The organism is Micromonospora sp. WMMD961 (assembly GCF_029626145.1).
In the GTDB taxonomy this organism is placed as follows: domain Bacteria; phylum Actinomycetota; class Actinomycetes; order Mycobacteriales; family Micromonosporaceae; genus Micromonospora.
The window spans coordinates 4591969-4606298 of record NZ_JARUBJ010000002.1 but is presented as its reverse complement, the minus strand read 5'-3'; the positions used below and the strand labels follow the sequence as shown (position 1 = coordinate 4606298).

General features: G+C 71.0%; 12 protein-coding genes and 1 pseudogene. 8 read left to right on the top strand and 5 right to left on the bottom strand.

The window, feature by feature from the left end:
• The first annotated feature begins 120 nt into the window (after positions 1-120).
• Entirely contained in the window at positions 121-636 is a 516-nt protein-coding gene (locus O7614_RS20855) for a SigE family RNA polymerase sigma factor (protein WP_278140160.1), read from the top strand.
• Positions 633-1799: a hypothetical protein gene (locus tag O7614_RS20850; RefSeq protein WP_278140159.1), complete on the top strand. Its 1167-nt coding sequence runs from the start codon at positions 633-635 to the stop codon at positions 1797-1799. Before O7614_RS20855 ends, O7614_RS20850 begins: the two co-directional genes overlap by 4 nt.
• Before the next feature lie 330 nt (positions 1800-2129).
• Here the strand turns inward: O7614_RS20850 and O7614_RS20845 are convergent.
• Both O7614_RS20845 and O7614_RS20840 read right to left on the bottom strand, forming a co-directional pair.
• A pseudogene (locus O7614_RS20845) lies at positions 2130-2291 on the bottom strand (cell division protein DivIVA); the annotation flags it as partial.
• A gap of 278 nt (positions 2292-2569) precedes the next feature.
• On the bottom strand, positions 2570-3085 hold the full coding sequence (locus tag O7614_RS20840; protein WP_278140158.1) for a MarR family winged helix-turn-helix transcriptional regulator: 516 nt from the start codon (positions 3083-3085) through the stop codon (positions 2570-2572).
• Positions 3086-3228: 143 nt separating this feature from the next.
• Between O7614_RS20840 and O7614_RS20835 the strand changes: the two genes are divergently transcribed.
• The 4 genes from O7614_RS20835 (at position 3229) to O7614_RS20820 (ending at position 8231) form a co-directional block, all read left to right on the top strand.
• On the top strand, positions 3229-5526 hold the full coding sequence (locus tag O7614_RS20835; protein ID WP_278140157.1) for an LLM class flavin-dependent oxidoreductase: 2298 nt from the start codon (positions 3229-3231) through the stop codon (positions 5524-5526).
• A gap of 249 nt (positions 5527-5775) precedes the next feature.
• Positions 5776-6327, top strand: coding sequence for a hypothetical protein (locus tag O7614_RS20830; protein WP_278140156.1), 552 nt, complete (start codon positions 5776-5778; stop codon positions 6325-6327).
• Positions 6328-6398: 71 nt separating this feature from the next.
• Complete coding sequence (locus tag O7614_RS20825) at positions 6399-7583, top strand: MFS transporter (protein ID WP_278140155.1); 1185 nt, start codon at positions 6399-6401, stop codon at positions 7581-7583.
• Between the two features lie 30 nt (positions 7584-7613).
• Entirely contained in the window at positions 7614-8231 is a 618-nt protein-coding gene (locus O7614_RS20820) for a VOC family protein (protein WP_278140154.1), read from the top strand.
• A gap of 173 nt (positions 8232-8404) precedes the next feature.
• Here O7614_RS20820 and O7614_RS20815 read toward each other — a convergent pair whose 3' ends face one another.
• Positions 8405-9154, bottom strand: a complete 750-nt coding sequence (locus O7614_RS20815) for a 3-oxoacyl-ACP reductase family protein (RefSeq protein WP_278140153.1) — start codon at positions 9152-9154, stop codon at positions 8405-8407.
• A 260-nt stretch (positions 9155-9414) separates the two neighbouring features.
• Between O7614_RS20815 and O7614_RS20810 the strand changes: the two genes are divergently transcribed.
• On the top strand, positions 9415-10341 hold the full coding sequence (locus O7614_RS20810; protein ID WP_278140152.1) for a LysR family transcriptional regulator: 927 nt from the start codon (positions 9415-9417) through the stop codon (positions 10339-10341).
• Positions 10342-10422: 81 nt separating this feature from the next.
• Here the strand turns inward: O7614_RS20810 and O7614_RS20805 are convergent, their stop codons facing one another.
• Positions 10423-11031 (bottom strand): TetR/AcrR family transcriptional regulator, encoded by a 609-nt coding sequence (locus O7614_RS20805; protein WP_278140151.1) that lies wholly within the window; start codon positions 11029-11031, stop codon positions 10423-10425.
• 91 nt (positions 11032-11122) lie between these two features.
• Between O7614_RS20805 and O7614_RS20800 the strand changes: the two genes are divergently transcribed.
• Entirely contained in the window at positions 11123-12133 is a 1011-nt protein-coding gene (locus O7614_RS20800) for an aldo/keto reductase (RefSeq protein ID WP_278140150.1), read from the top strand.
• 21 nt (positions 12134-12154) lie between these two features.
• On the opposite strand, the gene O7614_RS20795 is transcribed toward O7614_RS20800, so the two are convergent.
• The gene (locus O7614_RS20795; protein ID WP_278140149.1) at positions 12155-14257 is read right to left on the bottom strand and encodes a copper resistance protein CopC; all 2103 of its coding nucleotides are present in this window, start codon (positions 14255-14257) and stop codon (positions 12155-12157) included.
• Positions 14258-14330: the final 73 nt, after the last annotated feature.

Below are 14330 nucleotides of genomic sequence, written 5' to 3'. Positions count from 1 at the left end.
AGCCGCCGGTTCCCGGCGCGGCGGGGCCGTTCGTCGTCGGTCGTTGACAGAACCTTCCTCCGGCACGACGCAACCTGACGGTCATCCTGACCCGTCGAGGGTGCGGAGGAGGGAGCCTCGATGGCGGATGCCGAAGGTGAGTTCGTGGAGTACGTCTCCGCGCGACTACCGAGCCTGCATCGGACCGCGTTCCTGATGTGCGGTGACGCCCATCTGGCCGACGACGTGGTGCAGCAGACGATAACCGCGTTGTACGTGAACTGGCGTCGGGTCAGCCGGGTCGACAACGTCGACGCGTACGTGCACCGGATGCTGGTCCACAAACTCGTCGACGAGAAGCGGCGGAGCTGGGCGAAGGTCCGACTCTTCGGGTCGGTGCCGGAACCAACGCGCGTGCCTGTCACACCGCACGACGAGGTGGCCGAGCGGGACAGCCTGGTCACCGCGCTCGCCCATCTTCCTCGCGGCCAGCGCACCGTACTGGTCCTGCGGTTCCTCTGCGACCTGTCGCTGGTCGAGACGGCAGCGGCGATGGGCTGTTCCGAAGGCAACGTGAAGTCGCAGACGGCTCGGGCGCTGGCGGCGGTCCGCCAGGTGCTCGACCTCACCGAGATGTCCGGAAGGAGTGCGAGATGACGGTGGACGAGCAGCGGATCGCCACGCTGCTGCATTCGACGCCGGTTCCCGAGCCACGGGTCGACGTGGCGCGCGCGATCCGTGACGGTAGGCGTCGCCGACGACGCCGTCGCACCGGCGTCGTCGCCGCGGTGACCGTGCTGGCCGGGCTCGGCGCCGTGGGTGCCGTCGGGCTCGGTGGGGCCGCCCGGCCGCCGGCCCCGGACACACCGTCCGTGGTGGCGGCACCGACCGCCGTCGCGTCGACCGCGGCGGTCCCGCCGGTCACCTGCGAGGCGTCGTGGTTACCGCAGCCGATCGGGGGTCCGGTCGCGGTGGCGGACGGCGTGGACCCGACCGGGCGGTACATCGTGGGCGACATCGGCACCGGGAAGGAGGACGGCAGGATCGTGCTCTGGACCGACGGCAAGGCGGCAGTCCTGCCGGCCGGCGCGCGACACGCGGCGGCGGTCAACGCGCGGGGCGACGTGGTCGGCACCGGTGGCGACGGCATCGGCTGGGTCTACCACGCCGGGAAGCTGCGCTTCCTGACCACTCCGCCCGGCTACCAGGCCGTTCTCGTGCACGCGGTCAACGGCCGGGGTGACATCGTCGGCACCGCCCGCGGAGCCCGCGATTCTCGGCAGGCGGTGCTGTGGTCGGCGGAGCGACCGCAGGAGTACCGGCTGGTCGGGCGGCCGGGATCCGCCGCGACGGCGATCACCGAGGACGGTTCCGTCGTCGGCGCGATGGGTTCCCTTCCCTACCGCTGGACGCCGGAGGGCACCGGGATCGCGCTGGCGGTGCCCGAGGGCGTCCCGTACGCCTCGGTGGAGGCGGCGCGCGGCGAGTGGGCGGTCGGCATGGCTCCCGGTGATCGGCAGGGCGGTGCCGTGCAGATGCTCCCGGTGCGGTGGAATCTCACCACCGGGGTGGTGAGCCTGATGCCGTTCCCGAGCATCACCGGGGTCGCCGGCAGCGGTGAGGTGCTGGTTGACGACGGCGCGCCGCTGCTCGTCGCCCCGGACGGCACGTCCCGCCGGTTGCCGGGCCGAGTTGGGGTCCGGGCGACCGAGGCGGGCACGTACTCGGCCCATGGGATCAGCGACGACGCCATGACCGTGGTCGGTGCCGTCTACGAGAACGAGGCGTACCGGCCCCTCGTGTGGCGCTGCCGCCGCTAGCGGGTGCGACCGCCGGCTGGTGATCCGGGTCTGACACGGGAAGGGGCGGTGCCCGCCGACCAGAGGGTCGGCGGGCACCCGACGCCGCCGGACGCGCGCCCCCGTGTGCCACGGCTCAGCCGAACACTGCGTACGTCCGGCCGTGGCCGGCCCGGCTGACGATCGGTGTCGATGTCGTCATGCCTCTGATCGTCGCGGCAACCGGGGCGGGGTCGGCTCCCGCCGGCAGGGGAGGGTGCTCCCTCACGGGAGGGACTGCCCCGAATCCCGATCCCGTTCGTTACCGGTGATCCCGGCGGCCCGGTCGTGGGCCCGACTCAGGATGGTCTCCGCCTCCTGCCGGGCAGCAGCCACGATCTCCTCGCATTCGCGCGTCGCTGCGGCGCGGTGGTCGTCGGCCTGCTTCTCGGCGAGGCTGAGGATCTGCTCCACCCGGGTGCCCAGGCCAGTGAGCGTGGGTCGTTCGTGCCACTGTCTCCGCGACGCGGCCGAGGTGTCGGCGGTCGCGGTGGTGCCGTCATCGTCGACCGGGCCGTCTCCCACCAGATCGACCTCGGTCGTGCCGAGCAGGGAGAGGCCGATGCCGAGCGCGGCGACCGCGACTCCGGACCACAGGGCGGCGGGCCCGAGAGACGGCCCGACGGTCGCACCGACGCCCAGGCCGAAGAGGACGGCCGCAGTCTTGACTGGCTTTCGCATGGCTCATCCTCTGCGCTACGGGAGGAAGGGCTTCCTTTTCCAGCATGCTGAGCCAGTCAACCCGTGGCCGACTACTGCTCGGGCGGAAGGACGCTGCGCACCGCGACGCAGGGGTCCGTCGCGGGCGCGGCGGCGTGGATCGCCTCGGCGGCGCGGGCGGCGAAGTCGCGAAAGGCGTCGCGCTGATCCTCGGGTAGCCCGCCCAGCACGTGCTCCTCGGCGTGGGCGACCCGCCGCTCGGCGTCGGCGAGCGCCGTACGCCCTTGGTCGGTGGCCACCACCCGGCGGGCGCGCCGGTCCTGGGGGTCGAGCTTCCGTTCGATGAGACCGGCGTTCTCCAGGTCGTCGATGACGTACGTCAGGACGCTGCGGTCGATGGCCAGGCGGGTCGCCAGGGCGCCCTGCGTGGGCACGTCCTCGTGGACGACGACGGCCAGGATGTGGTAGCCCCGGCTGCCGTGCGGAAGGTCGTTCAGCATCTCCTCGACGTACTCGTGCCAGCGGCGCAGCACCACGCCCAGGGACCAGCCGAAGGTCGATCCGCGCTTGCGGTCAGCCGGCAGTTCACACGGGTCGGTGGCGGCCATGCACCGGACGCTAACAGGCGAGGTGTCGATCGAAACGACGTTCTGAGCCGGCTGGAATGCGTGGGTGAGCAACTGCGTTGTGGGACATACGATCTGCCCAACAGATCATATGATGGCACCACGATCACGGAGATGCTGACGAAATGGCTGATTACGGTCACGAAATCCAGTTCGGGACGTTCCTGACGCCCAGCGCTCAGGACCCGGATCGCGTGGTGGCGCTCGCCGAGCTGACCGAGGCTGCCGGCCTCGACCTCACCAGCTTCCAGGACCACCCGTACAACGCCGACTACCTCGACACCTGGACCCTGCTGAGTTGGGTCGCCGCCCGTACCGAACGGTTGCGGATCTCGGGAAACGTCCTCAGCCTCCCGCTGCGCCCACCGGCCGTCCTGGCTCGGGCGGCGGCGAGCCTGGACCGGTTGTCCCACGGCCGGTTCGAGCTGGGCCTCGGCGCGGGAGCGTTCTGGGACGGCATCGAAGGCATGGGCACCCGCCGGCTGACGGCGGGGCAGGGCGTCGAGGCGCTGCGCGAAGCGATCGACGTCCTGCGCGGGGTCTGGGACGACGCCGCACCCGGGCCGCTGCGCCACGACGGGAAGTACTACCCGGTCCCCGGCATGCAGCGCGGCCCCGCGCCGGCACACGACATCGACATCTGGCTCGGCGCGTACCAGCCGAAGATGCTGGCGTTGACCGGCCAGAAGGCGAACGGCTGGCTGCCGACGCTGGAGTACCTGCGATCCCCGGACCGGGTGACGGCCAACCGGCTCATCGACGAGGCGGCCGTCGCGGCAGGACGCGACCCACGGGAGATCCGGCGGCTGCTCAACCTGTTCACCGTCGACGTCTCGTCGCGCAGTCGTGGCTTTCTCCAGGGGCCACCGGAGCAGTGGGTCGAACAACTCCTCCCGCTGGTCGTCGAGGAGGGTTTCAGCACCTTCCTGGTCGGCCGCGACGACCCGCGACTGATCCAGACGCTCGGGCAGGAGATCGCCCCGGCGCTGCGGGAGGCGGTCGCCAAGGAGCGTGCGACGAGCGGACCGGGCAGCGGACCGGCCGGCGCGGTCGCCGCCCGGGCCGAACGTCGCCCGGGCCCGGACCGCGAGGCGCTGCCGGCATCGCTGGCCGCCCGTGCCGTGCAGCCCGGCGACCGGGAGTACGAGGGTGTGCGGCACAGCTACAGCTGGCCGGGAACGCCAGCCCTGGTGATCCGCCCGGAGACGTCCGCCGAGGTCGCCGAGGCCGTGTCGTACGCGCGGACCCAGGACGTCCCGTTGTCCGTGCGCAGCGGCGGGCACGGCATCAGCGGCCGGTCGACGAACGACGGCGGAATCGTCATCGACATGTCGAGGATGAACAGGATCGAGGTGCTCGACCGGGCGACTCGTCGGATCCGGCTGGAGCCGGGTGCCCGGTGGGGGCAGGTGGCCCAGGCGCTCGCCCCGTACGGCCTGGCGATGAGCTCGGGTGACTATGGCGACGTGGGTGTCGGTGGTCTCGCCACCACCGCCGGCGTCGGCTATCTGGTGCGCAAGCACGGTCTGACAATCGACCATGTCGTCGCCGCCGAGATCGTCACCGCCGACGGTCGCCTGCTCCGCGTGGACGACGAGCATCACCCCGATCTGTTCTGGGCCATCCGTGGCGCCGGCGGTAACTTCGGCGTCGTCACCGCCCTGGAGTTGGAGGCGTACGAGGTCGACAAGGTCGTCTACGCCCAACTCGTCGTGGACGCGACCGACTCCGCGCAGCTGCTCCACCGGTGGGGTCAACTCGTCGAGGACGCGCCACGGGAGCTGACGAGTTTCCTGTCCCTCTTCCCGGGCCGGCGGGGCAACCCGCCGATGGCCCAGGTCACCCTGGTCCACGCCGGTGACGACGTCGAAGCGGCGCAGTCTGCCCTGAGCCCGTTCCTCGAGATCGGCCCGATCCTCGATCAGCAGGCGCAGCTCGCGCCGTACCCGGCGATCGTCGTTCCGCCCGGCAACCAGCATCGAGGTCAGGGGCTGCGGGACACCCGAAGCGGCCTGGCGCACCACATCACCCCGCAGGCGGCCGACCTGATGGCACAAATGATCAACTCGGGCGACGTGATGATCATGCAGGTTCGGTCCGTCGGCGCGGCGGTCAACGACGTGCCCCGCGACGCGACGGCCTACCCACACCGGGACCAGAACTTCTCGGTGCTCGCCGCCACGGTCCCGGACCGGAGGCCCCAACTCGACAAGCTGTGGGCCGAGCTGTACCCGCACCTCGACGGGATGTATCTCAGCTTCGAGTCGGACACGAGTCCGGCGCGACTGCTGGATGCCTGGCCCGAGCCCACCCTGAGTCGACTGCGTGCCATCAAGGCCAGCTACGACCCGGAGAACGTCTTCAACCGGAACTTCCCGATCCCGCCCGCCGAGCCAGCCGTCGAGAGCGCGCCGGACAGGTAGTCCCGACGTCGCCGCGGTTCGAACGCCTCGATCGCAGCATGACCCGGCATGACGCGGTGGCGGCGGAGCAGGAACTCCTCCTCCGCCGCCCGGTCACGGTCGCCCACCTCGCGCCGCACGACGGAGGCTGGCACACCCCGGGGTGTCGACGGCCGGGGCTGGGTAGGACCCCGCCGCAGAATCCCACAAACCAGGTCGTCGGGTGACGGGCCGGGGAATGGGTGCCGGTCCGGCGGGTACGGCGTCGTCATGCTGAAACGAGCGGTGTGGCAGGGGCTGGCAGCGGGTTTGGTCGGGGCGGTGGTGATGACGGCCGCGGAGAAGGTGGAACAGCGGGTGACCGGCCGGCCCGACTCGTACGTGCCGGCCCGTGTCCTGGTCCGGCTGGCTGGCCTCCCGGAATCCTCCTCCGGGCAGCAGCCCCGCTGGCAGAACCTGGCGATGCACTACGGTCAGGGCGCGCTGGTGGGCGTGCTGCGCGGTGTCATGGCCCAGGCCGGACTGCGTGGCGTCTGGGCCTCCAGCGTGTTCACGGCGCTGCGACTGGCCAACGACCAGATCCTGGAGAACGCCACCGGCGTGGGGGCGCCCCCGCAGACCTGGCCACGCCTGGAACTCGCCATCGACATGGTGCACAAGTCCGTCTACGCGTTCGCTACCGGAGCGGTGGCGGACACGCTCGCCGCTCGCGACGGCGCCGGTCCCGGGCAGCGGCACGCGGCGCTGCGCCCGGGTCGCCAGTCGGACGTCGGTCCGCTGCCGTACGAGGGGCGGCGTAAGGGCCTCGCTCCCCGCATGTGACGGCGCAGAGCGGGTACGCGGCCGCGGGACCTCCGGGTTCCACGTCGTCAGCGCAGCCGAGGAGCACCGACATGCCGATCGCAGGGAGGGCCCGACTCTCGCCGAGCGTCTCCCTGGTCCTGCTGGCGTCGATCCTCGTGTCGTTCCTGGCCGCGTCGGCCGCCCCGACCCCGCTCTACGGCATCTACCAGGAGCGCTGGCACTTCTCACCGGTCACGACCACCGTGGTGTTCGCCGTCTACGCGCTCGCGGTGCTGGCGTCGCTGCTCACGTTCGGCAAGTTGTCGGACCATGTGGGTCGCCGACCGGTCCTGGCCGTGGCGATCGTGGTGCAGATGCTGTCGCTTGTCGTCTTCATCTTCGCCAACGGCGTACCCACACTGCTGGCCGCCCGCCTGCTCCAGGGGCTCGCCGCCGGTGCCGCCACCGGCGCCGTCGGAGCCGGGATGCTCGACATCGACCGGGCCCGCGGCACGCTCGCGAACTCGATCGCCCCGGGCATCGGCACCGGAAGTGGCGCACTGCTCTCGGCGCTGCTCATCGACTTCCTGCCCGCGCCGACGCGGCTGGTGTACGTCGTCCTCCTCGTGATCCTCCTGATCCAGATCGTCGGGATCGCGCTGATGCCGGAGACGGCCACGCCGATGGGGGGAGCGCTGCGAAGCCTGCGGCCCGAGATCACCCTGCCACGCGCCGTACGTGAACCGTTGCTGGTCGTCGTTCCGGTGCTGTTCGCGGTCTGGGCGCTGGCCGGGTTCTTCGGGGCGCTCGGACCAGCGCTGGTGCGCAGCCTCATGAACACGTCGATCGTGGTCGGCGGCCTGGTCCTCTTCGTCTTCGCCCTCTTCGGGTCGATCGCCGTCCTGTTGATGCGCAACGCCGCCGCCCGAACGGTGATCGTCACCGGGATCGTCGCCCTCGTGCTGGGCATGATCGTCACCTTGGTGTCGGTCATGGCGGAGTCCGTCCCGGGATTCTTCGTCGGTCTCGCGCTGGGCGGCATCGGCTTCGGCGGCGGCTTCCAGGGCAGCCTCAAGACGATCACACCGCTGGTGGGGGCGCACGAGCGCGGCAGCGTGCTGTCGCTGCTCTACATCGTCTGCTACGTCGGGTTCGGCCTCCCGACGGTGATCGCCGGCTTCCTCGTGGTCTACGCGGGCGGCCTGCCACAGACCGCCGACGAGTACGCCGTCGCCGTCATCCTCCTCGCCCTGGTTGCCCTTTTCGGAGTGCGCAGAGCCACGAGGAGCACCTAGCCAGCAGCACAGCGACCGGGAGGGAACGAGATGAGTCCGAAGAGCGCCCAGGGCGACGCGAGCATCGAGAACGTGGACGTCAGACTCGAGGTGATAGTCATTCCGGTGTCGGATGTCGACCGCGCAAAGGCGTTCTACGTGAGCCTGGGGTGGCGGCTCGACCAGACACCGCCCGGCATCGTCCAGTTGACGCCGCACGGATCCGGATGCTCCGTACAGTTCGGCCCGGGTCTCACTCCGGCGGCGCCCGGTTCGGCCATGGCGTACCTGGTGGTGTCCGACCTGGAGGCGGCCCGTAACGCCCTGGTCGCGGCCGGCGTCGAGGTGGGCGGGCTCTTCCACGTCAGCCCGGACGGCCCGGTCGACGGGCTGGACCCGGAGCGGCGCAGCTACGTCTCGCGCGCCACGTTCCGGGATCCGGACGGCAACACCTGGCTGATGCAGGAGATCACGACCAGACTGCCCGGGCGTATCGAGGGTGGGCTGACGTCGTTCGGATCGGCCAGTGACCTGGCGGGCGCCCTCCGCCGCGCGGCCGCCGCTCACGGCGAGCACGAGGAGCGCACCGGCGAGCGGGACGAGAACTGGCCCGACTGGTACGCGACGTACATGGTGAGCGAGCAGTCGGGGGCCGAACTGCCCGAGTGAGTCTCGACGGCGCGCGCCGGTCAGCTGCGCTGCCGTCGGCCCGTAACCGGCGCTGGTGGCCGCTGCTGCAGGTTGGTGGTCCGGCTCGACGCCCATGCGCGACGGGGGCCGTCGTACGGCGCGAGCGCCACCGGCGGATGCCGGTGGCGCTCGCAGGTGGCCGTGCTCGCAGGTCAGCGGGCGAGGCCGCCGTCGGCCATGATCGTCTGACCGGTGACGAAGGCCGCGTCGTCGCTGGTGAGGAACGCGATCGTCCCGACCAGGTCGTCCGGCTGGCCGCTGCGCTTGATCGCCTGGGCCTGGGCGACCGCCTCGAGGGTCTCCGGCGGGTGGACCTCCCGCACGCCCGGGGTGAGGGTCAGGGTCGGGCCGACCGCGTTGACGGTGATACCGAACGGGGCGAGGTCGTTGGCCAGACCCCGGCTGAACCCGATGTTGCCCATCTTGCTCGCCATGTAGTGCGACAGACCGGGAGCCGCGGTGACGATCGAGTTCGAGGTCAGGTTCACGATCCGACCCCAACCACCCTTCTTCATCCCCGCCAGAACGGCCTTGACCATCAGGAACTGCGAGTCGAGGTTGACCGCGAGCACCCGCCGCCACTTGTCGTAGTCGAGCTCCTCGATGTCCCAGAACGGGAAGATGCCAGCGTTGTTCACCAGGATGTCCACCCGCCCAAATCGGCGGATGACCTCGGCGCCGACCGCCGCGGTCTGCTCCGGATCGGAGACATCGGCCGTGAGACCAATCGCCGTGTGGCCACTGCTGGTGAGCAGGGCCACCGTCTCCTCCGGGTTTTTCAGGTCGACCGCAACGACCGTCGCGCCGGCATCGGCGAGACGCTTCGCGATGGCCTGACCGATACCCCGGCCTGCACCGGTGACGACAGCCACCCGGCCTTCGTGCGTGGCGAAAACAGACACGGTACGACTCCTTTGTCTTCGACTTCTTGTGTTCCGATGCCCCGTCTCGGGGCACGTATCTGAGACCTCTGCGAGGTCAGTGCGTGGGGTGGTCGCGTCGGTTCAGGGCGACCACCACTGCGATGACGACCACTGCGATCCGATGTCGTGGCGGAGCGATGACGGTCATGCCATCGACAACAGGAGAGCTGGTCAGAACCTATTCAGGCCCGGCAGACATGGTTGAGATGGTGCGCATCTCTGCAGGAGATAATGTCCCCGTGGAACTGCGGAACCTGCGGCACTTCGTCGCCCTCGCCGAGGAGCGGAGCTTTACCCGCGCGGCCGCCCGAGAGCTGATCGTGCAGTCCGGGCTGTCCACGTCGATCCGGGCGCTGGAGAGGGATGTCGGGGCGCCGCTGTTCGTACGGGGGACGCGGCCGGTGCGGCTGACCGCAGCGGGTGACGCACTCGTCGGAGCGGCTCGGCACGCACTGGAGGCGGCGGCCGCAGCCCGGCAGGTCGTCCAGGACGTCGAAGGCACACTCTCGGGGCGGCTGCGAATCGGAACCATCAACAGTGTCGGGCACACCCTGCCCTTCAACGCCTGGTTGGCCGAATTCGCCCACACCTACCCAGGAGTCACCATCGTCGTCAGACAGGATGCGACGCTACGGATGCTGGAGATGGTGCGAAGCGGTGAGTTGGACTGCGCGCTGCTCTCGGCCGCGCAGACCAGCGGATTGTCCGCCGTTCAGCTGATCTCCGACCCGGTGGTGCTGGCCTGCTCCGATGATCATCCGCTGGCGGGTAACAGTGCGGTCCGGCTGGCCGACCTGGACGGCGAACGTTTCGTGGACACGCCCGTCAACTGGGCGGTCCGGGTGCTGGTCGACGAGGCGTTCCAGGCCGCGAACCTCTCGCGGCGGATCGTCTGTGAGGTCAACGAGTGGACGAGCGTGCTCGACCTGGTCAACGCTGGCGTCGGCGTCTCCCTGGTCCCCGCCGGCCTGGACTTCGGGCACTATCGACGTCAGCTCGGCATCCGGCTGATCCCGCTCGCCGACGTGCGGATGGAGCGCCGCCTGGACTTCGTGTTCCCCACCGGGGAGGCGATCAGCCCCGCCACGCGCCGCTTCGTCGAGCTGCTCGAGCGTCGGTGCCCGCCCGACCCGGGGGAGGGGCCCGCGGGGAGTCAAGGGGACTGACCCCACCGCGGGGTTCCCGGGCAGGAGCTTGTGCGGTCCGGTCGATCCGTGGCGTGGCCCCGGGTCGTGACCGCTGGCCGGTCAGCGCAGTCCGCGGATGAGGTTGTCGACCAGGGTGCGGGCGAAGTCGTCGGTGAGCGGCAGGTCGGGGATGAGAAGGCGGTGGTAGCAGGCGCCCCAGAGCTGGTCGACGACGGATTCGGGATCGATGTCGGCCCGTAGCTGCCCGCGGGCCACGGCCCGGGTGAGGGTTTCGACGGCGAGGGCCCGCCGGGGGCCGGAGTAACGCTCCCGGTAGGCGGCGGCCAACTCCGGGTCGGTCTGTGCCTGCCCGATGAGTTGACTGATGACCCGTCCGGCGGAGGTGTCCCGCACGAGGTGGACGAAGGCGACGAGCTGGTTGGTCAGGTCGGCGACGATGTCGCCGGTGTCCGGGAACGCCAAGGTGGGTGCGACGACGGTGAAATAGCCGTCCAGCGCGAGCGCCCCCCTGGACGGCCACCACTTGTAGATCGTCATCCGGCTGGCCCCGGCGATGGCCGCGACCTTCTCGATGGTGAAGCCGGCCATGCCCTCGGCCAGCAGGAGTCCACCTGCGGCCGTGAGGATCTCGGCCCGCACCTGGTCCGCGTTGCGGCGGCCACGACCCCGGCGGGGTTGCGTGCTGGGGTCCGGGGTGAGCTGGGTCACTGGTCCTCCGATTATATGGACATGGTGTCTTCGTGCTGGTTATATGGACACAGCGTACACAGTGCGGCGACAACCGAAGGAGACGAGCGACATGGCGGGTCTACGACGGCGACGGTTGGGTGCCTCCGGTCCGGAGGTGTCGATCATCGGACTCGGCGCGATGGGCATGTCGGACCTGTACGGGCCGGCCGACGAGGCGGAGAGCACCGCGACACTGCACGCGGCGATCGACGCCGGTGTGAACCTCATCGACACCGGGGACTTCTACGGGTCGGGCCACAACGAGATGCTGATCGGCCGGGTGCTGCGGGAACGGCGCCGGGAGGACGTGGTGCTCAGCGTGAAGTTCGGCGCGCGCAAGACGCCGCAGGGCGGGTTCCAGGCAGCACCGTACGACGTGTCGGCGGCGGCGGTGAAGGACCGGCTCGCGTACTCGCTGCGCCGGTTGGGCACCGACTACATCGACATCTACCGGCCCTCACGGATCAACCCGCAGGTGCCGATCGAGGAGACCGTGGGCGCGCTGCTCGAGATGCGCGACGCCGGCTACATCCGGCACATCGGGCTGTCCGAGGTGGGTGCGGACAGCATCCGCCGAGCGGCGGCGGTGGCGCCGATCAGTGACGTGCAGATCGAGTACTCGCTGCTGTCCCGGGGCCCCGAGGCCACGATCCTGCCGACGCTGCACGAGCTGGGCATCGGGTTGACCGCCTACGGGGTGCTGTCCCGAGGCCTGCTGAGCGGGCACTGGTCGGCCGAGCGTGAGCTGACCGGCACGGACTTCCGGGCGAACAGCCCCCGGTTCCAGGGCGAGCACCTGGCCGCGAACCTGCGACTCGTGGACGCGCTCGGCCAGGTCGCGCAGCGGTTGGGGGCGACCACCAGTCAGGTCGCGATCGCCTGGGTGGCGGCGCAGGGCGAGCAGATCGTTCCGTTGGTCGGGGCGCGGCGGCGCGACCGGCTTGCCGAGTCGCTGGCCGCGGTCGACCTGGTGCTGGACCGGGACGCGTTGGACGAGATCGAGCGCGCCGTACCGGCCGGCGCGGCCTCCGGTCAGCGGTACGGGACCGCGATGATGTCCCTCCTCGACAGCGAGAAGTGAAGCAGGGAGAAAGCTCCGGGCTCAGGGCACGTTGATCGTGTACTCGGCGGTGTGCACCTTCCCGTCCACCTGGAAGTCGAAGAAGGCCCGGTACCGGCCCGAGCTGGGCGCGGTCAGCCAGAACTGGACAGTTCCGTCGACCAGCTCCTGCTCGGGGTGGACGTGCACGTAGCCGAGGTCGCCCTCGCGGACCACGACCAGGTGCCCGTACGCGCCCAGGTAGCGCTCCAACTGCGGGGGCGTCGCTGAGTCGGCGCGCTGGACCTGGAACTGCATCGGCACCGTCACCCCCACCGACGGGGTGCCGTTCATCGACACCGCGTACGCCCCTGCGGTCGCCTGTGCCTGCGTGGGCGGCAGAGCGGCGGGGGTGTGCGCCCCGGGCACGGTGTGGTCGACGCCCAGCACGAGAGGCAGTTGCGCACCGTTGGTCGCGGTGACGGAGAAGTCGGCGTAGACGCGGTAGCCGCCGGGTTGGGCCAGCGTCAGGGGGACGCTCCAGGTGCCATCGGGGGCCATCGTCGGGTGCAGGTGCTGGTAGCCGCTCAGGTCGCGGCCGACCACGATCATGTGCAACGGCTTGTCGTGGACGACCGTGAAGCGGGTCGCCGGCTGCCGGTCGGTCCCGACGATCCGGAAGCGGTAGTCGGCGCGTACCCCGGCGGGTTGGGACCGCTCCAGCGGTTGCAGGGTGTACCCGCCGGCGCTGACCGTCGTTCCGGTCGCCAGCGTCTCGCCCGCCGCGCCGTCACCTCGGTGCGTGTGCGGGCCGGTGCCCGCCGGGTGCTGGTGCCCGTCGGTCGCGGACACGCCCTGCCCGGAGGCGGGCGGAGCGCCCGCCGGCTGGCGGGCGGTGTTCGCCGGGCTCTGGTCGCCGGTGCCGATGCGAGCCAGCCCGAACCCGGCCAGCAGGGCTACCACCAGGCCGCCGACGAGCAGCGCCAGGTGGCCGTTGCTCAGCCGGGACCCGGGTGTCACGGCGGCGAGGTCCGTGTCGGGCCGTGCCCCGCGGTCGACAGTCGACCCGTCGTCGGTGGCGGTGAGGGCCTTCGTCTCCTGGTCGGCGGTGGCCAGGGCCTTCGGTTCCTGGTCGGTGGGCGTCGGGTCGACCGCGACGCCCGTGCGGGCCGTGACGACCGCGTTGCCGGTACGCGCCGCCGGCACGGCGGCCGGTCGCCGCTTACCGCCCGTGGGCTGCGCACCGACGCCGCTCGCCGCGCCGGCCTTGCCCGCGGAGGTCTTGGCAGCGGCCGTCTTCGCGGCGATGGTCCTGCCCCCGCCGGTCTTGCCGGCGGGCCTGTTCGTGGTACGCGCACCGCCGCCGCGTCGACCTGAGGTCCCCGGTGCGGTACGGCCCCGGCCGGTGGGTTTGCCGGTGGACGCCGTCCGGCGACGCCAGACGACGAATCCGGCCGCCGCCACGAGCGCCGCGATCGCCGCCGCCCAGCCGGCCCAGGCCAGTGCTCCCGAATCGCGCTCCTCGGCCGGCCCGGTCGGCGGGGCCACCGCAGCCCCGGACGGCTGGGTCACCGGCTGCGCCGAGGTTGTCGGCACCGCCGACGCCTGCCCGGACGACCCGTGCTGCTCGGTGGCGGCCACCAGCGCCGGGTCCGGCTGGGTCGTCGGCGGGCTCCACCCCTTGGGCGCCGCCGTCACCGGCCCGTTGTAGCGGAAGGTCAGCGTGCCCCGCACGGTGTCGCCGTCCGAGGCGACCGACAGGTAGCTCACCGAGTACTGGCCCTTGGCCGGCAGGTGGCTGACGGCCACCGTCGACGGGAACCCGGTCGTGTACTCACGTGGCTCGAACTGCCCGTTGACCAGGAAGTACTCCCGTACCGGCTTGTCCAGCGGCTTCGGCTCCCCGTACGACCAGCTGTTGTCGACCCGGATGCCGCCCGGGGCGGTGACGGTGAAGAACGCGTTGGGCGCGGTCTTCTCCGTGAAGAAGAGCTGCACCGCCGTCAACGGCTCGCTCACCGTGGCCCCACCCGCCGGCGTGGACATGGCGAGAGTCCCGTGAGCCGCGGCGGGTTGGGCGGACGCGAGGAGAGCGACCGCCGAGGCGAGGAGGAGCGCGAGGACACCCGAGAGCACCCGCCCCGGAGTCTGAGGGAGACGACGCATCTGAATATCCTGACCCGAGTGAGGCTTTTTTCAAGAGCTGGCGATCTTTTCCTCACATGGCAAAAGCTGACGA

Bases quoted from the DNA above. Each gene is read 5' to 3' on its own strand.
- O7614_RS20835 (WP_278140157.1), top strand. From the start codon at position 3,229: ATGGCTGATTACGGTCACGAAATCCAGTTCGGGACGTTCCTGACGCCC.
- O7614_RS20840 (WP_278140158.1), bottom strand. From the start codon at position 3,085: ATGGCCGCCACCGACCCGTGTGAACTGCCGGCTGACCGCAAGCGCGGA.
- O7614_RS20795 (WP_278140149.1), bottom strand. From the start codon at position 14,257: ATGCGTCGTCTCCCTCAGACTCCGGGGCGGGTGCTCTCGGGTGTCCTC.
- O7614_RS20800 (WP_278140150.1), top strand. From the start codon at position 11,123: ATGGCGGGTCTACGACGGCGACGGTTGGGTGCCTCCGGTCCGGAGGTG.
- O7614_RS20820 (WP_278140154.1), top strand. From the start codon at position 7,614: ATGAGTCCGAAGAGCGCCCAGGGCGACGCGAGCATCGAGAACGTGGAC.
- O7614_RS20850 (WP_278140159.1), top strand. From the start codon at position 633: ATGACGGTGGACGAGCAGCGGATCGCCACGCTGCTGCATTCGACGCCG.
- O7614_RS20830 (WP_278140156.1), top strand. From the start codon at position 5,776: ATGCTGAAACGAGCGGTGTGGCAGGGGCTGGCAGCGGGTTTGGTCGGG.
- O7614_RS20855 (WP_278140160.1), top strand. From the start codon at position 121: ATGGCGGATGCCGAAGGTGAGTTCGTGGAGTACGTCTCCGCGCGACTA.
- O7614_RS20825 (WP_278140155.1), top strand. From the start codon at position 6,399: ATGCCGATCGCAGGGAGGGCCCGACTCTCGCCGAGCGTCTCCCTGGTC.